Below are 18078 nucleotides of genomic sequence, written 5' to 3'. Positions count from 1 at the left end.
CATTATGCCGTTGGCGCGGTGCGATCAGTACAGCGGCGGTTGCTCGGCCGCTTCCCGGCGCAGCTGTGCGGCGCGCACCAGCACCGGCGGCGGGATGTTCTCTTCAGGGATGTCGAGCAGACCAAGGCGATGCAGGAAGGCACCCGGTCCGCGCAGCGAGGTCAATGCCACCACCGGCACCGCCAGCACCATGCCGATCACCACCGGCGCCATCCAGGCGGCCAACGACGGCGACACCGCCCACGCCAGCACGCCCATGAAGGCACCAAACACGCCCAGGCCGCCGTAACCGCGCAGCAGCGCCATCCAGGAAATGCCACCGTCGTCGCGCTGCTGTGCGTCCCAGCCCGAGTCACGGCCGGACAGCACTTCGGCCACGCCGCGCGACTGCACGTACATCACCACCGGCGCCATCAGCGCGGCCAGCACGGTTTCCACCAGCATCGACAGGAACGCCCGGATCGCGCCACCGCAGCCACGGCGCTCGACCGGGTCGAGCAGCATTGCCAGGTAACCCAGCACCTTGGGCATCAGCAGCACCGCCATGGTGGCGGCGAACAGGCGCACCACCTGTTCTTCATCCTGCGCGCGCCAGTACACGCTGGGCGACAGGTGCAGCAGCGCATTGAAATCAATGCCTTCCTGGAACAGCGGGATGGCGATGCCGATCAGCATCAGCATGGCCCACATCGGTGCGGTGAAGTAATGACCGATGCCGATCAGCATGTGCACGCGGCTGATCCAGTGCAGGCCACGGCTGCCCACCACCTTGCCGTGTTGCAGGTTGCCCTGGCACCAGCGGCGATCGCGCACCAGCAGGTCGGTCAGCGTCGGCGGACCTTCTTCATAGCTGCCACCCAGGTAGGGCACCATGTGCGCAGCCCAGCCTCCACGGCGCATCAACGCGGCTTCCACGAAATCATGGCTGAGCACGTGGCCGCCGAACGGCTTGCGTCCCGGCAGCTCCGGCAGGCCAGCGTGGTCGGCGAAGGCACGGGTGCGGATGATCGCGTTGTGCCCCCAGTAATTGCTTTCGGCACCGTGCCACCAGGCCACGCCACGGGCGATCACCGGACCGTACACGCGCCCGCCAAACTGCTGCATGCGCGAGAACAGGGTGCGGCCGCCAATGACCGACGGCAGGGTCTGGATCAGGCCGACGTCGGCGTTGTGCTCCATGCCGGCCACCAGGCGCACGATGCTGTCGCCGGTCATCAGACTGTCGGCATCCAGGATCAGCATCTGCGGGTAGGCACCGCCGAAGCGGCGTACCCAGTCGGCGATGTTGCCGGCCTTGCGCGCGCTGTTGTCGCCACGGCGGCGATAGAACAGTCGCGCCTGACCATCGGGCACCAACTCGCGCAGTTCGGCGAACACCTGCTCCTCTGCACGCGCGATGTCCTCGCGGCGGGTATCACTGAGCACGAAGAAGTCGAAACGCTGCAGCTGGCCGGTGGCCGCCACCGATTCGTAGATCGCGCGCAGGCCGGCCAGCAGCCGGCGCGGGTCTTCGTTGTAGGTGGGCATCAGCAGCGCGGTGCGGCTGTGCACGGTCGGCAGCGGCTTGTCCGGATCGATGCCCAGGCGGTAGCCACGGTCGAACACGGCCGTCAGGAACCCAGCCACCGCACTGGCGAAGGACAGCGCGATCCAGGCGAACAGGCCGACGAACAGCACCAGCAGGCAGGCCTCGAGCACGCTGATGCCGTTACCGGACAGCACCCGCCACATCATCCGCGTCGCCACGGCGGTCATCGCCACCGTACCGCCGAGGATGTACAGGCGGCGCAGCCCGATCATGCGCGGCGAGGTGCGATGGCGCCGGACTTTCAACGCGCCTTCGCGCAATGTCTGTTCTGGCATCACCAGCGGTGATTCGGCCGGCAGCAGGGCCCAGCCCGCGTCGGGACCGGCCGTGACCGGTTCCGCGTCGATGGTTTCACTCCCCATGGCCGCCTACTCCCTGCAGGCCGCAGGACCGGCCGTCCCGGCCGGGCTGCATGCACCAAGGTTCCTGGCACGCATTCCCGGCGTCCGCACTTGTCCTGTCTGCCACGGCGTCATGCCGCGCAGTCGATGTCTGTCACTACCGGAACCCACACGATCTCCAACGGGGCGGAATCGAAAAATGCGGCTCAGTCTATGGCTCCGAATGTAAGCCGGGTGCGAAGGCCTACGCCGGGAAATATCCCCATTCAGCAATCAGCAGGCGAACCGCGCCACCGCGCCCTGGAATGTCGATTCATCCCTGAAAGTACTGGATCGTAACAAACGAGAACGGTTATCATTCCGTTAACCAGGCAGGTCACTGCGCGCCGCGCACCGGACCCACCCAGCTGCGCCGGACCCTCCGCGCGCCCAACGACCCAGGGAAGGGGTGGCTGCCTGCTGTCTGCGTGCGCCTGCTGCTTCCACCGGGTCTCTCCTCCCCTTGGAAGCCGTCATGTCTCCTCTTCGTTCCGCGCGCCCGTCGCGCACCCGTCTGGCCAGCGCTCTGGCCACCGCCTGCCTGCTGACCCTGCCTGCCCTCGCCGCCGCTGAAGCCAGCGCCGATGCCTCGACCAAGGACCTGGATACCGTGGTGGTCACCGCCTCGGGCAACCAGCAATGGATCAAGGATGCCCCGGCCAGCATCAGCGTGATCAGCCGCGAAGACATCGAACGCCAGCCGGTGCACGATCTGGCCACCCTGCTCAGCCGTATCCCGGGCGTGACCGGTGGGCTCAGCGCCGCCGGTGAGCAGTCCAAGATCAAGCTGCGCGGCATGCCGTCCAACTACACGCTGGTGCTGGTGGACGGCAAGCGCATGGGCAGCTCGGCCTCGACCAACTATCGCCCCGACCTGGGCCGCCAGGACCTGAACTGGATTTCTCCGGACCAGATCGAGCGCATCGAAGTGGTGCGCGGCCCGATGTCCTCGCTGTATGGCTCGGATGCGATGGGCGGGGTGATCAACATCATCACCAAGCGCATCGGTGACAACTGGAACGGCAGCGCCACCCACAGCTACACCCGGCCGCAGGATGGCGACCGTGGCGACACCCAGCAGATCGGCGCGACCTTCTCCGGCCCGCTGGGTGAGCGCTTCGGCCTGCGCATCGGCGCCAACAGCATGCGTCGCGATTCGGACCGCTCCAACGGCGGTGTGTATGGCAACGCCTACGCCGGCGAGAAGGACCGCAATGTCGACGCACTGCTGCAGTGGACGCTGAGCGAAGCACAGGAAGTGTCGCTGGAAGCGGGCCACGGCGTGCAGCAGGCCTTCATCGCCCAGGCGCTGGAGAAGCAGGACGAGGGCGCATGGGGCGCCAGTGAGCTCAAGCGCAGTTCGCTGGCATTGAACCACGACGGCAAGTGGGATTTTGGTACCTCCAAGCTCAGCGCGTACTGGACCGAGTACAAGAACGACATCGGCGCCACCGGCCGCTCCGAGGCAACCGATACGATCATCGAAGGCAGCCTGAGCACGCCCTTCACCCTTGGCGTGGACCACCAGTTCGCGGTGGGCGGCCAATGGAAGCGGCAGGAGCTGACCAACACCGACACCATCGGCCAGGCGCCGATCGACTACGCCGGCAACCCGGTGGTCGGCTCCACCCTGGAAGTGGACACCTGGGCGCTGTTCGTCGAAGACGAGCTGAAGCTGCACCGCACCCTGGCCCTGACCCTGGGCGCACGCCTGGACCACCATGAGCAGTTCGGCAGCCACGTCAGCCCACGTGCCTACCTGGTCTGGCACCCCAGCGAGCAGTGGACGATCCGTGGCGGTGTCTCCAAGGGCTTCCGCGCGCCGAGCCTGACCGAGAATTCGCCCAGCGCGGCGACCCAGTCCGGTGGCCGCGGCTGCACCTCGCTGATCCCGCTGGGCTATACCCGCGGCGGTTGCTACATGGCCGGCAATCCGAACCTGGACCCGGAAACCAGCACCAACCGCGAGATCGGCGTCAGCTTCGACAATGACCTGGTCGATGCCGGCCTGACCTACTTCCATACCGACTTCAAGAACAAGATCGAGTATGAAGCGCTGGGCTTCTTCAACGGCTACTGGTGGACGCGCATGCAGAACGTGCAGCGCGCGCGCACCAGCGGCATGGAAGGCAACCTCAACTTCCGCTTCGGCGATCATTGGCGGTGGCGCACCTCGGCAACCTGGATGAAGGAAGCCAAGAACCTGACCACCGGCCGCAACCTGATCGACACGCCGGAATTCTCCGGCTATTCGTCGCTGGACTGGACGCCGAACGCGGTGTTCTCCAGCAGCCTGTCGGCGCAGTACACCGGCAAGCAGACCGGCGTGGTCAATACCTTCCTGAAGGCCTACACGCTGTATGACCTGACCGCTGCCTGGAACGTCAACGAGGTGCTGACCCTGCGTGGCGGCGTCAGCAACCTGGCCGACAAGAAGCTGTACGCCGACGGCTCCACCGACTACTTCGTCGCCGGCCGCAGCTACTTCTTCAGCATGACCGCGCGCTTCTGATGCGCACTGCGATCGCGCTGGCAGCAGGCCAGCGCGATCGTGGCGGGATTCCCGGTATCAGTCGTTTTCCAGCACGGCCGGCGCCGCGTCGCGGCTTGCCGCGATGCGAGCACGGTCCATCGCCACCGCCAGTTGCTGGCGGGCGAGCAGTTGTTGTGCCTGCACCACTTCGGGTGTCGGCAGAAGCACCGGTCCGGGTGCGTTTTCCGGTGTAGCAGGTGTGGTCATGCAACCTCCATGGACATACCGCTGCTACCCGTAACAGCGGGGGTGGCAGCGGAACTGCGCACCCTATCCTAAAAACAAGGCGGGTGGGTGACGGTGCGGCACCGGGACGCAAGCACATTGCCGCAGGAACGTCACATTTTTGACGCTCCACGCTGGTTTGCTGAATGCGACCCACTTATCATGAAAACGTTTTCCTAACAGGGACGTCCCTACTTACATGAATACCGTCGACCTGACCCGCTTCAGTCCGAAATGGCAGTTCCGCTTCAACTTCTTCCAGCAGCACGGCGCCCCCAAGGAGCCCGGCTTCAAGCAGGCCTGGAAGGCGCTGTCCTTCGGCGACCGCCTGAAGATCAACCTGAACTTCTTCGCCTTCTTCTTCGGCGCGATCTATCTGTTCATCCTGGGCATGTGGCGCAAGGCGCTGGTGGTGATCGGCATCAACATCGTGCTGGTCGCGGTCAGCCTGGTGCTGCCGGACATCGTGGCCCGTGCACTGTTCATCGCAATGAACTTCCTGGTGGCGTCGAGCACCAACTACAGCTACTACCTGGAACAGGTGAAGGGCAACACCAGCTGGAACCCCTTCGAAGGCATGTTCTAAGCCCCAGCGCTCGGCAGCACAGCAGCACATCGACGCCCGGCCTTGGCCGGGCGTCTTCGTTCACGGCCCCAGTCAGGCAGCGCGCAACGTGGCAGTCGAGCGGGTGTCAGCCTGCAGGCGGAAGCGTGACACCGCCACCGCCAGCTGCTCGGCCTGTTCTTCCATCGCCCGTGCCGCCGCCGTGGCTTCTTCAACCAGCGCAGCATTCTGCTGGGTGGTCTCGTCCATCTGCACCACGGTCTGGTTGACCTGCTCGATACCGGCCGACTGTTCGCGCGAGGCCGCCGAGATCTCGGCCATGATCTCGTTGACACGGCCGACCTGGCCGACGATTTCCTGCATCGTGCGGCCAGCGCCATGCACCAGCTGCGCACCGGCGCCGACATGGCCGACCGAGGCATCGATCAGCTCCTTGATCTCCTTGGCCGCGCCCGCCGAGCGCTGCGCCAGCGCGCGCACTTCGCTGGCAACCACCGCGAAGCCACGCCCCTGTTCGCCCGCGCGCGCGGCTTCCACCGCTGCATTCAAGGCCAGGATGTTGGTCTGGAAGGCGATGCCGTCGATCACCGAGATGATCTCGGCGATGCGCTGCGACGAGGTCTCGATCTGCTCCATGGTCTGCACCACCTGGCTGACCACCTGCCCGCCTTCGCTGGCAACGCCCGCGGCCGAGGCCGCCAGCTTGTTGGCCTGCAGCGCGTGATCGGCGTTCTGGCGCACGGTGGAGGTGAGTTCCTCCATGGACGCGGCGGTTTCTTCGAGGTTGGCGGCCTGCTGTTCGGTACGGCGCGACAGGTCGCTGTTGCCGGAAGCGATCTCGCCTGCGGCCAGACGGATGCTGGCAGCAGACTGCTGGATCTGGCCGACGATCTGGGTCAACTGCTGCACGGTGCTGTTGGCATCATCGCGCATCACCGCGAACACCCCGTGGAAGTCACCTTCCATCCGCGTGCTCAGGTCACCGGCGGCGATGGCGCGCAGCAACGTCGACAGCGCGGCCAGGTTGTGGTCGCTGACCTGCATCATGGTGTTGAGGGTTTCCACCATGCGGCGGAAGTCATGCTCGAAGCGCTGGGCATCGCCGCGCACCGCGAAATCGCCGGCCGCTGCTGCGGCGGCCAACTGCTGGATCTGCTCGTTGATCGCCGCCAGGTTGGACTTGGTGGTTGCCATGGCAGCGGTGAACACCGCCTTTTCGCCTGGCAGTGCTTCCATGTCCATGCTCAGGTCGCCCACCGCATAGCGCTGCATCACTTCGACCAGGCGCTGGGTGACGGTGTTGCTGTCGGCGACCAGCTGGTTGCTGTCGGCCACCATGCGGCCGTACTCGCCGGGGAACACCGAGGCATCCATGCGATAGCTGATTTCACCGGCATCATGGCGGCGCGCCATCTCCGCCTGTGCGGCCATCACCGCCTGCAGCTGACCGCGCATGCCCTGCATCGCGTCCAGCAGACGGCCCACTTCATCGTTGCCCCGCGCCGGCATGGCGGTATCCAGCTTGCCCGCAGCCACGTCGCCGGCGATACGCACCGCCTGCGCCAGCGGGCGCACGGCCAGCCGCTGCAGCAGCACGTAGACACCGCCACTGAGCACCAGCGCGGCCACCACCCCCACCAGCAGGATGATCCACAGCAGCTCGCGGGCCTGCGCGACGATCACCGCATGCGGCACCACCACACCCAGCGCGAAACGCTGCGGCGCGTCCCCCACCTGCAACGGCACGTACAGGCGCACGTTGCCGGCAGCATCGGGCTCGAACGCTTCGTACGTCTTGTCAGCGGCGATCTGCGCCAGCATCCCGAGGGTGGCGGCATCGGTACGCGGCTTGCCGATCTCGGCAGCATCGGCCGAGGCCAGCACTACGCCCTTCGGTGAAAGCAGTTCGACGCGTCCGGCGCCCATCGGCGTCAGCGTGGCCAGGTGCTTCTGCAGCGCGTCCAGCGAGAAGTCGACGGTGAAGACACCAAGGAAGGTGCCGTTCTCGACAATCGGGGTGCTCAGCGTGCTCATCAGCACCTGCTTGCCACCGATATCGTAGGCGTAGGGCTCGCTGACCAGCGGCTGCTTGTCGCGGCTGGGCACCATGTACCAGTTGCCCGAGCCGCTGGGCGTCTCGGTGTAGTCGGTCATCGTCGACTGCTGCGGCTTGCCGTCCTGCCAGGCCCAATAGCTCATGTAGCGGCCGGTGGCATCGTGCGCTTCGCTGTTGACGAACTCCGCATCCTTGCCGTCGAAAGCGTTGGCTTCCCACATGGTGCTCTTGCCCAGCCATTCCGGGTGCGCGTGCAGCTGCTCGCCAATGACATTGGCCAGGCTGGCGCGATCGGGTGCATCGCCGCGCGCACGCTGGGCTAGCACGGTTTCCACCATCGCATCGTTGCTGGCGAAGGCCGTGCCCAGGTCGGCAGCCACCTGGCGCGCCTCGGCACGGGCTTCGCTGGCCATGGTCTGGCGCGAGGACGACACCAGCGCCGAACTGGCCTGGTGATAGATCAGGAACGCGGTCGCGCCGAAGCACAGCAACGCGATCACCGCGGTGCCCAGCATCAGCTTGTGGGCGATGCTGCCGGGGCGGCGGGCAGCGACGGAACGGGAAGAAGACATGGGAGGATCCGCAGGCAGTTCAGGTCGACCGGTGCCACCAGGGCACCGCGCAGATGCGCAATCCATCGCGCGGGCCGCCAGCCCCGCCGGATCGGAACCCGGCGCGGGAAGGCGCGCACCGGTTTAGCGGCCATTGCCGGCCGAGGTTGAGGCTCGGCGCGCGCGCAAACCTGAACCTGCTCAGCTGCGGCCGTCGACGCCGGCCTGTACTACTCGGCAACCCGGTCGCGGATCCACTCCGCACGGGGCAGCACCTCGATACTGCCTGCGGCGTACTGCTGCAGAACGTCCTCCGGACCGAAGCGCGGCTGCCAGCCCAGCGCTGCGCGCATCCGGCTGCTGTCATAGACCCGGTCGATGCTGAGCGGCAGCGGCCAGCCACGACGCTCGAACTCGGCCAGCAACTGCGGCGCGCGGCGCGCCAGCACCTGGCGCGGATCGGCGGCCAGCTGCAGGCAGTCCTCGCGCCGGAAGGGCGTCGGTGCGCACGCGAGGTAGCGCTGGAAGGGCGCGCCTTCATCGTGGAGCAGCGCGGCATGCGCGCTGGCCACGTCGCGCGCATCGATGCCGCGGTGCAGGCGGAACATCGCCATGCGGTCAGGCGGCTCGGGGAAGCAGCGCGCCATCCGCAGCACGCGCACGGTGAACGTTGCGCTGGCCGCTGCTTCGGCGGCCGCCTCAGCCTGCAGCTTGGTGCGGTGGTAGATCGTGCGGGGCAGCGGCTCGGTGTCCTCGTCGATCCAACGGCAGCCACCGGACACCACGGCATGGCCATACAACGCCGTGGTACTGGTCAGCACGAAGCGCTGCACGCCGGCCTCGCGCGCCAGCAGCAGCAGGTTCGCGGTCGCGTCCACGTTGATCTGCTGGAACACCGCGTCGGGTACCAGGCCCACGTGGGGGGCGTGCAGTGCCGCAGTGTGGATCACGGCATCGACGCCCTGCACAGCGCGCTCCAGCGCCCGGCGATCGGTGACATCGGCAATGACGCGCGTGGTGGCAAAAGGGCTGCGGTCCAGCCCCACCACCTCATTGGCACCGGCCAGCGCACCGAAGATCGCGCGCCCTATCCGCCCGGAACTTCCGGTCAGCAGAATCTTCATTGAATCCATTCACTCGACAGCGCCCGGGATCTACCGGGATATCCCGATTCTAGGCAAGCCCGATGGCATCGGCGATAGGAACCGATGACATTCTGCATGCCATCCGCATCTGGCCGACGGCGTGGACTCGATCATGGCAGGGTGCCGCCGCCGCGATGATCGGATGTGGATCCCGGACCCGCGTGCGGTAACCGGTCGTCAAACGCGTGCGCAGGACATGTGAGCCTCGTACAGCCCACCTCGACCTGTCTTTAGCCTGCTCCATGCCACAAGGGACCGACACTGATGGCAGCGACGCATGTCCACACCCGGAGACCGGTAATGACCAACTCACGCAGTGGCAGCAGCCTTCGAGGCTTTGCCTCGATGGACGAAGACAAACAGCGCGCAATCGCGTCGAAAGGAGGGCGGGCAGCCCACGCATCCGGCAACGCGCACCAGTTCAGCCCGGCCGAGGCCCGGGTGGCGGGGCGCAAGGGCGGTGAAGCGATCAGCCAGGATCGCCAGCACATGGCCGCGATCGGTCGTGAGGGTGGCCATGCACGGCATGCCAGTGCCCGCCAGCAACAGCAGGACACGCCCGGCAAATCCGGCACCGGTCAGCAAGGATGAGTTGTTGCGGTCACTGCGCCATGTACCGGCGATGCAGGGCAAAGGCTGTCAGCACCGCCAGCGCACCGGCCAGCGCCATCGCCCAGGCGAACCCGCTGGCCATGGCCGCGCGGTAGTAGCCCAGCACATGCGGTGAACTGGACGCCATCGCAGGTTCAAGGATGAGCCGACGCGCTTGCAGCGCCACCTGCGGTTGGCCGGCGGCATGGGCAGCGACAATGAGGTGCTGTACAGCGCGCTGGCTCATCACGCTGCCCAGCAGCGCGATGCCCACGCTCATCCCCGCCTGGCGTAGTGCATTCATCGTCGCCGAGGCGATACCCGCGCGCTGCGGCGGCACGTGGCCCATCACCGCCATGCCCGTCGCGGGCACCGCCAGCCCCATGCCGGCCCCCAGCAGCAACAGAAGCAGCGTTGCATGCGCGCGCGTGCTGGTGGCATCGAGGCCTGGCATTGCACACAGGGCAATACCGGCCAGCGCGTAGCCGGTCACCAGCGCTACCGGCAAGCCAATCCGCCCGACAATGCGGCCAAACAGCAGCGAAACCCCACCCATCATCAGGAACTGTGGCACCAGCTGCAGCCCCGCGGCGGCGGCGTTGCCGCCCTGCACCTGCTGGAAGAACAGCGACAGGAAGAACAGGCTGGCGTAGGCGCTGAAGCCCAGTACGAAGGACGCGACGTTGAGCAGGCGGAAGCGATGATCCGCCAACAGGTCCAGCGGCAGCAGCGGGCGCGCGACCCGTCGTTCCACACAGCCGAAGGCCATCAGGCCCGCAACGGCCACGGCCAGCGCCAGCACGGTCCGAGGCGCCGCCACCCCATGCTCGCCGATGCCGATCAGTCCATAGCTCAGCGCCGCCAACGCGACGATGCTCAGCAGTTGTCCTGCCGGATCCAGCGCAGCATGCTGCGGGTGCCGACGCTCGGGAATGCCCCAGGCCCCAAGCGCGATCGCCAGCAACCCCAGTGGCAGGTTGATCAGAAAGATGCTCGGCCATCCTGCCCGCTCCACCAGTACGCCGCCCAGCAGCGGCCCCAGCACCAGCGCCAGAGCACTGAAGGCCGACCAGCCGCCGATCACCCTTGCCCGCTGCCGGGGATCGGGGAAGGCATGGCTGAGGATCGGCATGGCGCTGGGGATCAGCAGCGCACCGGCCACTCCCTGGATCGCACGTCCCATCACCAGCACCTGCAGACTGCCGGCGCCGGCACACACCAGCGAGCCGGCGATGAAGGTGGCGACACTGGCCAGCCACACCCGCCGCTGCCCATGTCGATCGCCCAGCGGACCGGCCGAAAGCATGAACGCCGACAGTGCGATCGCGTAGGCATTGATGACCCATTGCAGCCCGGCGATGTCGGTCCGCAGTGCGGTCTGCAGTGTCGGCAGTGCGACGTTGACGATGCTGATGTCCAACGACGCCAGGAAGGTACCGAGATAGGCCGCCAGCACCAGGGCTGGGCGTCGAAAGCGTTGCATGCCGGAAAACCCAGAAGGAACATCGACGCATACACTATCCATTGACTGACCGTCAGTCAATGACTGGCGGTCAGTCAATGCTGTCCGCGCCTTAGAATGGCGCCCACCCTCTTCCAGTCCGGATCGCCGCCGATGATTCCGCCGCACGCGTCAGCCAAGTCCCGCACCAAGCCCGCTGAGATCCGCCTGGAGGAGTTGATGGACGCTGCCGAGGCGCTGTTCCTGTCGCGCGGCGTGGAAGCGACCACCATCAGTGACATCGTGGCTGCAGCCGATGTCGCCAAGGGAACGTTCTATACGTACTTCGCGTCCAAGGGCGAAATCCTGCAGGCGCTGGCCAAGCGCTATACCGAACGCTTCCTGGCTGAAGTGGAACTGGCAGTCGAGCAGCATCCGGCCACCGCCGGCGAGGCCCGTCTGCGCGCCTGGATCGAGGCCAATATCCGTATCTATGCGCGCACGCATGCGCTGCATGACGTGGTCTACGCCAACCATCATCACCACGAACGCGGCAACGCAGACCGCAACGCCATCCAGCAGCAGTTGTCGGCAATCCTCGAAAGCGGTGTCGAGGCAGGGCTGTGGTCGTTGCCCGCGCCACGGGTCACCGCCTCGCTGATCTACGCCGGCGTGCATGGCGCCACGGACGATCTGATCGCCGCCCCCGAACAGTCACCCGAGGCGTTCATCGCTGCGGTGGTCGCCGATTGCCTGCGCATGGTCGGCGTGGCGGCGGTACCTGCGAAGAAGCGCCGCTGAGTCGGGTGCGCGCTGGCTAGGCGTGGGCGAGAATGTTCAACAGGCGCCCGAACGGGTCGCGCACGTAGAAGCGACGCACGCCCCATGGCTCTTCAGCTGGGCCGTATTCAAGAGCGATGTTCGCATGTCGCAGGCGCTCAAGTACGCCCTCCAGATCATCCACCTCGATCGAAAGATCCGGCACCGGCGTACCCGATCCACCTTCGCTGGCAATGCTGAGCTGTGCCAGCGCAGTGCCCTGCCCGCCGTAGGTGACGATCCAGCCGTGGTCCATCACGATGTCCATGCCGAGGATGTCGCCGTAGAACGCGGCCGCCTGTGCAGGATCGGTACTGGCGATATTGGCGACGACGCGTTTTACAGCCATGTAGCGGCTCCAGACGATCACGACCGCTGACCGCGTGCTGCGGCCAGGTGAAAAGAGGCCCATGGATCGGGCCCCTTCATTGCGAACGGTATGCAGGCCTCAGACCGCGCCGCACCTGTCCATGACACAGCGATCGTATTCGAACTGGCACTCCATGGCATCACTGCCACTGGCAACGCAGGCCTGGTAGGCCTTCCAGCATGGCAGGTCGCACGGTTGGACCGGACCGGCCACCGCCACCGAACCGGTACACGCAAGTGCAAACACTGCAGCAGCGATCACTTTCCTGATGGCTCGCATTGATATCACTCCCTGATAGGCCTGGTGATTCCAGGCCACATCACCCTACCCGCGTGCGCGGGAGAGGAAGTGAAAGCGGGGGCGTCGCTACCGTCGCGACGGCGGCATGTCGATGCGCCGGGCGGGCGTGCAACGCACCTGCTCGATGAGCCGGCGAACCACCGGCGACGTTTCCTGCTCACGGTACAGCGCCGCAATGGTCGAGGCGATGACAGGCCCGGCGATCGGCAGATACACCACGCCCGGCAGCAGCAGCGTCTGCTGCAGGACCGACGGCACGATGGCCAGCGCCCCATCGCCCACCGCGACCTGCGCCAGTACGGCGGCAAGATGGCCGGGACGGGAACGGATGTCCGGCACGAACGCACCACGGCGCGCGACCTCCAGAGCACCTGCGGGCTGCTCCGGCATGATGAACGCCTCCTTCGCCAACTGCGCCGGCTGCACCGGCAACGCTGCGCGGGCCAGTGCATGCGATGCCGGCAATGCTACGCAGAACCGGTCTTCGACGAGGATGTGCGAACCAAGCGCATCGGGGACCTCCATCGGAAGCCGGCAGAACGCCACATCGACGCGACCGTCCAGCAGCAGATCCGGCAGTTCGGCCATCGGCCACTCGCCGACCTGCAGATCCACATCGGGCGAGGCACTGCGGAACTGCTGCAACTGCTCCTGCAGCGCACCGGCATAGACCGCCGAACCCACGTAGCCGATCTCGATCCTGCCGATCTCGCCGCGACCTGCACGGCGGCCTATGGCCTCTGCCTGCTCGAACTGCTGCAGTACGTTGCGCGCTTCGGCCAGGAAGAGAGTGCCGGCCGAGGTCAACGTCACCTCGCGTCGGCTGCGGTCGAACAGGCGTGCGCCCAGGCGACGCTCGATCTCCTGGATCTGCACGCTCAGCGTCGGCGTCGCGATGCCCAAACGCAGCGCGGCACGTCCGAAATGCAGCTCCTCGGCCAATGCGACGTAGTACTGCAGATGCCGACGGTCCATGCTCGCGTGATCGTTAGATTTTTCCTAACGTACTTGAAGAACACCGGCAATGAAACAAACGGTCGAAGTTGTTTGAATGGGTATTCCTCCCCCAGCCGAGTCGCCGGTGCCCCTTTCCCCTCCCCGCCACAGGCGGCCCAACTGGATCCTGATCGTCGCCTCGCTCGGCTGCACGATGACTGTGCTGGAAACCAATGCCGTGGCCGTCGCGCTCCCGACCATCGCGCGCGATCTGCAGGCCGACTTCGCTGACATCGAGTGGGTAATCAGCTGCTACATCCTGTCCTTCACCTCGCTGCTTCTTCCCGCCGGTGCCATCGCCGATCGACATGGTCGCCAGCGCGTGCTGTTGATCGGCATCACCTTGTTCGCCCTCTCATCGCTGACCTGCGCGCTGGCACCCACGGCCAGTGCGCTGTATGTGGCTCGTGCGTTCCAGGGCATGGGTGCCGCCTTCCTGCTGGCACCCTCGTTGTCGGTCATCGGCCACGCGTTCCACGAGGGCAAGCAGCGCGACGATGCCTGGGCCTTCTGGGGCACAGCGATGGGCATGATGATGGTGCTCTCGCCACTGATCGGCGGACTGTTGTCCTCGTTGTGGGGATGGCGCTCGGTGTTCATCGCGATCCTGCCCTTCCTCGCCTTCCTGGCCTACGGTGCGATCCGCTGGGTGCCTGATTCCGCCGACACGGTGGTACGCCCGCTCGATGCACCCGGCATCATCACCTTCAGCATGGCGATCTTCGGCATCGTGTTCTTCCTCGTGGAAGGGCTCGCGCAGGGATGGACATCAGTGGTGGCGCTTGCTGGTCTGGGCCTGGGCATCGCGATGGGCGCGTTGTTTGCCTGCATCGAACTCAAGCGTCGGCATCCGATGGTCGACCTGCGGCTGCTTGCAAGCCCGCGTTTCGTCGGTGCACTCATCGCAATGATCGGCTACGCGGTCAGCGCGCAGGTGATGGCCTCGATGCTGCCGCAGTACCTGCAGAACGGCGTCGGCCTGAGTGCCCTGGCCACGGGTGCAGGCATGCTGCCGTTCGCCGCAGCGATGCTGCTGTTCCCGGGCGTTGGCAGGCGCCTGGGCAGGCGCTTCTCGAGTGAGACCGTGCTGGCCATCGGCCTGTCCATCACGGCCGCCGGCAATGCGCTGGCCGGAATCGGCGCGTGGCACCACATGCCGGCGGTGGCGCTGGTGGCGATGGTCATCATCGGCGCAGGCGGCGGCATTCTCAACGGCGAGACATCCAAGGCCATCATCGGTTCGGCACCTCGTGACCGCGCAGGCATGGCCTCGGGCATCAGTGCAACAACACGCTTCGTCGGCATCCTGCTCGGATTCACGGTTCTCTCCAGCGCCTTGACCGTCGGCATCCGCGCCGGACTTTCAACAGGTGTTGCCGCAGGCAACGTCGTGCGCCTGGCCGACAGCATCGCCACCGGCGCGCTGACCGGTGAAACCCCGGTTGATCTCGCACGGGCGATCTACAGCCAGGGCTTTGCCGCGTCCCTGTGGACGTCCGCTGCGGCAGCGACGCTGGCCAGCCTGGCCGTTGCCCTGCTCAGGAAGCACGCCTGACGGCAGATGAAGGAAGCAGAAACAGAAACGACCAGGGCAGCACGAGGCTGCCCTGGTCGTAGCGGTGTGGGGGATGACCGCCAGATGCGATCAGGCGGCCTTCATCGCATGCTTGCGCGCGCGCATCACCGAGTGGCATTCCTGCACTTCCGGCAGCCACTGGGTCACTTCCTGGCGCACCGCCGGCGGCAGGTCGTTGTCCTTCAGCACGTCCTTGAACGCGCCCAGCAGGCGATCTTCGGACTCTTCAAGCTCGGCCACGTAGCCATAGTTGGTATCACCGAAGGCAGCGCGCACCTTGCCGTAGAACTGCTGCATGGAACCGACCATGGTGCCGTGCTCGGCCGGCTTGCCGCCGGTGGCCACCACCGAGCTGCTCAGCGAAGACACGATGCGGCCCTTCACCCCGGCAATGCGGACGAACAACGCCGACAGCTCGGCATCCTTCACCTTGGTTGCGGCTTCCTCGTAGAAGGACTTGCCATCACGTGCGATCTCGATCAGGTCGTTGAGGCGATGCTCGATGGTGGACTGGGTGCTCATGTGTAGTCTCCTTGTTGGGGAAAGGACAACAGTGGTATCCGTTGCCTGCCACACCAGACTGGCCGAACGCGCGTGGTTCGCAGGTGAGCACCGATTGATGCGGTAATCATGCTGCCCAACGCAACCCCACCGGCTCACGCGGGAGACGCGGTGTCTTCACTGCATCTGAATCCCGGCCTCAGCCGTCCTTGCCCATCAACCAGCGGATCGCCTGCGGGAAGGTGGTCTGCCAATCCTGCGGATAACTGTGCCCGCCGCCGTGGGTGCGTGACTTCAGCAGGTTGTCCTGGCCGAACAACGCGCGGAAGTCGGCACTCATCTTCTGGTTGGCCGGCCCTTCCTGCTCACCATTGATGACGAACACGCGCTTGCCGCGTGCGGCGCTTTCGGTAGGCACCGGCTGGCGCCAGCCACCAGGGGACACCAGCAGCGCACCGGCATAGTCCGACGGATGCTGCGCCAGTAGTGCGCCTGCATGCTGGGCGCCCTGCGAGAAGCCCATCAGATACACGTGCTTGCGATCAATGCACTGCCCGGCGGCAAGTTCATCCAGGCCCTGCTGCACGACCGTGTGCGTGCCCTCATACGGGCCGGTCCAAGCGAAGCTGTCCAGCGACTCGCGCATCTGCGTACCGTTGACGCCCAACAGTACGACCCCTGCATCGGCCAGGGGCTGGTCGCTGTCGTCCAGCTCGCCATTGATGCCGTATCCGTGCAGCCAGACCAGCACCGGCGCGCACGCCGGCATCGACACGTTGCGGGAAGGCTGCAGCACCGACGTGGCGCCCACGCGTCCGGCAGCCACCTTTTCATAGCGGGCCTGCGTGTTGGCCAGGGCACGCTTGAAGAATTCGGTCTGGCGAAGATCCTTGAAGTCCTCGTCCTCGGCCAGCACCGGAGCGAACCACATGCCGCGTTCATCGGCTTCCTCCAGGTAGCGCTGGGCCAATGCATCATCACCGCGCCGGGCAAACAGCGCCGCAGCGTGGTACGACGCCTGTGGCAGCTGGGAATCCTCGCGTGCGGCAGCCAGATACAGGGCAAGCGACTGCAACACGGTCAGCTCGTCGTCCTCGGCCTTGTCCATCAGTTCCTGCGCGTCATCGGCGTTGATCAGCGCGTTCACCACCGGGCTGATGGACTTGAACGCGATGGTCGAGGCGCTGTCCTGTTCGTCGGCGTGTGCAGTTGGGGCGCAGACAGCGAGGGCCATGAGAACAGCAAGGGCAGACAGCTTGGGCATGGGGATCTTCCGTGATTGCGGCGACGCGCGGGGCGCGCAGTCTAGCAACCTCCGGGCCGATCAGATCACCCTGCACTCAACCGTAGGCAGGATGGCTGCCGGTAAGCACGCCCATCGAGAACGCGTAGCCCGCTTCTTCCAGCAACAGCCGCATGCGCAGTTCCGCGCGACGCGGAACGCACAGCCCGCTGGGTGCGTACAGCGCATAGACGAAACCGGCACCCTCTACATGCTCGCGGCGGACCGAACAGTTGTTGGTTTCCGCAGCATCGGACCACACGGCCCGCAGCTTCTCCGGGCCGATGGACTGGCCGTTGCGCAGGCGGAATGTCAGCCAGCGCACGCCCAGCGGCGGATGATAGGTCAGGTTGGCCATTGCGCACCTTCAATGCGGCGGCGGAGCGGGTTCAGGACGCAAGGTCGCGGAAAAGACATGGCGCTCGCTCCCATCGGAATTGGAGCATACGCCTGCGCAATGTCACTCCAGACTGCGACCGGCCAGTGCGTTCTCCTCGATCCGTTTCGCGCAGACGAAGACGAATGCCTCGTCCTGCTGCACTTTCAGGAACGAATCCAGCCACCGCGCAGCAGCGCCGCGGTTGCCGATAACGCTGCCGAGTTCCTCGGTCAGGCAACGGGCGCACTCCATGCCGCCCGGACTGGGGGCCTGGCAGGCGCGACATCTTGCCATCGTCGTCGTCTTCGCCGGTCGGCACTGGTACATGATCTTCGTCATCAGGCTTACCGCACGGGCATGGGATGGCATCAGCGCTCTTCCAGAACGTTGGACAGAGGAAAGCCGCGCAACGCGCGGCCTCTTCTTCGCTTACTGCTCAGCGACGGGCGTCACGGCCCGGCTCGCTCTTCTGTTCCTGCCCGGACTTCTGCGGGCCGCTCGGCTGGTCTTCCTGCTGCTGTTGCTGCTGGCCCGGCTTGCCATCCTGCTTCTGGTCGCCGCCCAGTTCGTTGCCATCGGTCTGCCCTTGCTGGGCAGCCTGCCTGGTATCGGTCGAGGCGTTGTTGCGGTCGGTCTGGCCTTGCGTGTTGTTGTTCATGTCTTGCTCCACCGCAGCAATCTGCTGCAGCGCCACTGTGTGCGTCGACCGGTTACGCAGCTGCATCGGATGGCGCGAATAATGAACAGCCGCCATGAACAGCGGTTGGTGCACACGGAGCA

The 18078-nt window shown here is 66.0% G+C and carries 18 protein-coding genes; 5 read left to right on the top strand and 13 right to left on the bottom strand.

The window, feature by feature from the left end; genetic code table 11:
* Positions 1-24 precede the first annotated feature (24 nt).
* Positions 25-1950, bottom strand: coding sequence for a glucans biosynthesis glucosyltransferase MdoH (mdoH, locus tag HUT07_RS01990; RefSeq protein WP_176019506.1), 1926 nt, complete (start codon positions 1948-1950; stop codon positions 25-27).
* 493 nt (positions 1951-2443) lie between these two features.
* Between mdoH and HUT07_RS01985 the strand changes: the two genes are divergently transcribed.
* Entirely contained in the window at positions 2444-4480 is a 2037-nt protein-coding gene (locus HUT07_RS01985) for a TonB-dependent receptor (RefSeq protein ID WP_176019505.1), read from the top strand.
* Positions 4481-4537: 57 nt separating this feature from the next.
* Here the strand turns inward: HUT07_RS01985 and HUT07_RS01980 are convergent, their stop codons facing one another.
* Positions 4538-4708, bottom strand: coding sequence for a hypothetical protein (locus HUT07_RS01980; protein ID WP_162887695.1), 171 nt, complete (start codon positions 4706-4708; stop codon positions 4538-4540).
* 217 nt (positions 4709-4925) lie between these two features.
* Between HUT07_RS01980 and HUT07_RS01975 the strand changes: the two genes are divergently transcribed.
* Positions 4926-5312 carry a DUF2628 domain-containing protein gene (locus HUT07_RS01975; RefSeq protein WP_176019504.1) on the top strand — a complete coding sequence of 129 codons (387 nt, stop codon included), beginning with the start codon at positions 4926-4928 and terminating at the stop codon, positions 5310-5312.
* A 72-nt stretch (positions 5313-5384) separates the two neighbouring features.
* Here HUT07_RS01975 and HUT07_RS20485 read toward each other — a convergent pair whose 3' ends face one another.
* Both HUT07_RS20485 and HUT07_RS01965 read right to left on the bottom strand, forming a co-directional pair.
* The gene (locus HUT07_RS20485) at positions 5385-7919 is read right to left on the bottom strand and encodes a methyl-accepting chemotaxis protein (protein ID WP_176019503.1); all 2535 of its coding nucleotides are present in this window, start codon (positions 7917-7919) and stop codon (positions 5385-5387) included.
* A gap of 209 nt (positions 7920-8128) precedes the next feature.
* Complete coding sequence (locus tag HUT07_RS01965) at positions 8129-9022, bottom strand: NAD(P)-dependent oxidoreductase (protein WP_176019502.1); 894 nt, start codon at positions 9020-9022, stop codon at positions 8129-8131.
* A gap of 321 nt (positions 9023-9343) precedes the next feature.
* On the opposite strand from HUT07_RS01965, the gene HUT07_RS01960 reads away from it, so the two are divergent.
* Positions 9344-9634: a KGG domain-containing protein gene (locus tag HUT07_RS01960; RefSeq protein ID WP_176019501.1), complete on the top strand. Its 291-nt coding sequence runs from the start codon at positions 9344-9346 to the stop codon at positions 9632-9634.
* 10 nt (positions 9635-9644) lie between these two features.
* On the opposite strand, the gene HUT07_RS01955 is transcribed toward HUT07_RS01960, so the two are convergent.
* Complete coding sequence (locus HUT07_RS01955) at positions 9645-11117, bottom strand: DHA2 family efflux MFS transporter permease subunit (RefSeq protein WP_176019500.1); 1473 nt, start codon at positions 11115-11117, stop codon at positions 9645-9647.
* A gap of 132 nt (positions 11118-11249) precedes the next feature.
* Here HUT07_RS01955 and HUT07_RS01950 point away from each other — a divergent pair, with 132 nt between their 5' ends.
* Entirely contained in the window at positions 11250-11876 is a 627-nt protein-coding gene (locus HUT07_RS01950) for a TetR/AcrR family transcriptional regulator (protein ID WP_176019499.1), read from the top strand.
* A 16-nt stretch (positions 11877-11892) separates the two neighbouring features.
* Here HUT07_RS01950 and HUT07_RS01945 read toward each other — a convergent pair whose 3' ends face one another.
* The 3 genes from HUT07_RS01945 to HUT07_RS01940 form a co-directional block, all read right to left on the bottom strand.
* Entirely contained in the window at positions 11893-12243 is a 351-nt protein-coding gene (locus HUT07_RS01945; RefSeq protein WP_176019498.1) for a VOC family protein, read from the bottom strand.
* A gap of 99 nt (positions 12244-12342) precedes the next feature.
* On the bottom strand, positions 12343-12543 hold the full coding sequence (locus tag HUT07_RS20505; RefSeq protein WP_343203027.1) for a hypothetical protein: 201 nt from the start codon (positions 12541-12543) through the stop codon (positions 12343-12345).
* An 87-nt stretch (positions 12544-12630) separates the two neighbouring features.
* A complete protein-coding gene (locus HUT07_RS01940) occupies positions 12631-13539 on the bottom strand; it encodes a LysR substrate-binding domain-containing protein (protein WP_176019497.1) in 909 nt (302 codons plus the stop codon).
* A gap of 76 nt (positions 13540-13615) precedes the next feature.
* On the opposite strand from HUT07_RS01940, the gene HUT07_RS01935 reads away from it, so the two are divergent.
* The gene (locus tag HUT07_RS01935; RefSeq protein ID WP_254898796.1) at positions 13616-15115 is read left to right on the top strand and encodes an MFS transporter; all 1500 of its coding nucleotides are present in this window, start codon (positions 13616-13618) and stop codon (positions 15113-15115) included.
* A 90-nt stretch (positions 15116-15205) separates the two neighbouring features.
* Here the strand turns inward: HUT07_RS01935 and HUT07_RS01930 are convergent, their stop codons facing one another.
* The 5 genes from HUT07_RS01930 to HUT07_RS01910 form a co-directional block, all read right to left on the bottom strand.
* The gene (locus HUT07_RS01930; protein ID WP_176019496.1) at positions 15206-15658 is read right to left on the bottom strand and encodes a PA2169 family four-helix-bundle protein; all 453 of its coding nucleotides are present in this window, start codon (positions 15656-15658) and stop codon (positions 15206-15208) included.
* Between the two features lie 178 nt (positions 15659-15836).
* Entirely contained in the window at positions 15837-16901 is a 1065-nt protein-coding gene (locus tag HUT07_RS01925; protein WP_176019495.1) for a hypothetical protein, read from the bottom strand.
* A 76-nt stretch (positions 16902-16977) separates the two neighbouring features.
* Entirely contained in the window at positions 16978-17277 is a 300-nt protein-coding gene (locus HUT07_RS01920; RefSeq protein WP_025879032.1) for a hypothetical protein, read from the bottom strand.
* Positions 17278-17379: 102 nt separating this feature from the next.
* Positions 17380-17637: a hypothetical protein gene (locus HUT07_RS01915; RefSeq protein WP_254898795.1), complete on the bottom strand. Its 258-nt coding sequence runs from the start codon at positions 17635-17637 to the stop codon at positions 17380-17382.
* Between the two features lie 97 nt (positions 17638-17734).
* Positions 17735-17956 (bottom strand): hypothetical protein, encoded by a 222-nt coding sequence (locus HUT07_RS01910; RefSeq protein ID WP_176019493.1) that lies wholly within the window; start codon positions 17954-17956, stop codon positions 17735-17737.
* Positions 17957-18078: the final 122 nt, after the last annotated feature.

The sequence above is a fragment of the Stenotrophomonas sp. NA06056 genome (assembly GCF_013364355.1).
GTDB lineage: Bacteria > Pseudomonadota > Gammaproteobacteria > Xanthomonadales > Xanthomonadaceae > Stenotrophomonas.
Note: the sequence above shows the minus strand (reverse complement) of the source record. Positions and strands in the feature narration are given on the sequence as shown.

Excerpts from the sequence above, each read along its gene's own strand:
- HUT07_RS01965 (WP_176019502.1), bottom strand. The coding sequence starts at position 9,022 with ATGAAGATTCTGCTGACCGGAAGTTCCGGGCGGATAGGGCGCGCGATC.
- HUT07_RS01925 (WP_176019495.1), bottom strand. The coding sequence starts at position 16,901 with ATGCCCAAGCTGTCTGCCCTTGCTGTTCTCATGGCCCTCGCTGTCTGC.
- HUT07_RS01945 (WP_176019498.1), bottom strand. The coding sequence starts at position 12,243 with ATGGCTGTAAAACGCGTCGTCGCCAATATCGCCAGTACCGATCCTGCA.
- HUT07_RS01955 (WP_176019500.1), bottom strand. The coding sequence starts at position 11,117 with ATGCAACGCTTTCGACGCCCAGCCCTGGTGCTGGCGGCCTATCTCGGT.
- mdoH (WP_176019506.1), bottom strand. The coding sequence starts at position 1,950 with ATGGGGAGTGAAACCATCGACGCGGAACCGGTCACGGCCGGTCCCGAC.
- HUT07_RS20485 (WP_176019503.1), bottom strand. The coding sequence starts at position 7,919 with ATGTCTTCTTCCCGTTCCGTCGCTGCCCGCCGCCCCGGCAGCATCGCC.
- HUT07_RS01915 (WP_254898795.1), bottom strand. The coding sequence starts at position 17,637 with ATGACGAAGATCATGTACCAGTGCCGACCGGCGAAGACGACGACGATG.
- HUT07_RS01960 (WP_176019501.1), top strand. The coding sequence starts at position 9,344 with ATGACCAACTCACGCAGTGGCAGCAGCCTTCGAGGCTTTGCCTCGATG.
- HUT07_RS01980 (WP_162887695.1), bottom strand. The coding sequence starts at position 4,708 with ATGACCACACCTGCTACACCGGAAAACGCACCCGGACCGGTGCTTCTG.
- HUT07_RS01910 (WP_176019493.1), bottom strand. The coding sequence starts at position 17,956 with ATGAACAACAACACGCAAGGCCAGACCGACCGCAACAACGCCTCGACC.
- HUT07_RS01950 (WP_176019499.1), top strand. The coding sequence starts at position 11,250 with ATGATTCCGCCGCACGCGTCAGCCAAGTCCCGCACCAAGCCCGCTGAG.
- HUT07_RS01975 (WP_176019504.1), top strand. The coding sequence starts at position 4,926 with ATGAATACCGTCGACCTGACCCGCTTCAGTCCGAAATGGCAGTTCCGC.
- HUT07_RS01985 (WP_176019505.1), top strand. The coding sequence starts at position 2,444 with ATGTCTCCTCTTCGTTCCGCGCGCCCGTCGCGCACCCGTCTGGCCAGC.
- HUT07_RS01930 (WP_176019496.1), bottom strand. The coding sequence starts at position 15,658 with ATGAGCACCCAGTCCACCATCGAGCATCGCCTCAACGACCTGATCGAG.
- HUT07_RS01940 (WP_176019497.1), bottom strand. The coding sequence starts at position 13,539 with ATGGACCGTCGGCATCTGCAGTACTACGTCGCATTGGCCGAGGAGCTG.
- HUT07_RS20505 (WP_343203027.1), bottom strand. The coding sequence starts at position 12,543 with ATGCGAGCCATCAGGAAAGTGATCGCTGCTGCAGTGTTTGCACTTGCG.
- HUT07_RS01920 (WP_025879032.1), bottom strand. The coding sequence starts at position 17,277 with ATGGCCAACCTGACCTATCATCCGCCGCTGGGCGTGCGCTGGCTGACA.
- HUT07_RS01935 (WP_254898796.1), top strand. The coding sequence starts at position 13,616 with ATGGGTATTCCTCCCCCAGCCGAGTCGCCGGTGCCCCTTTCCCCTCCC.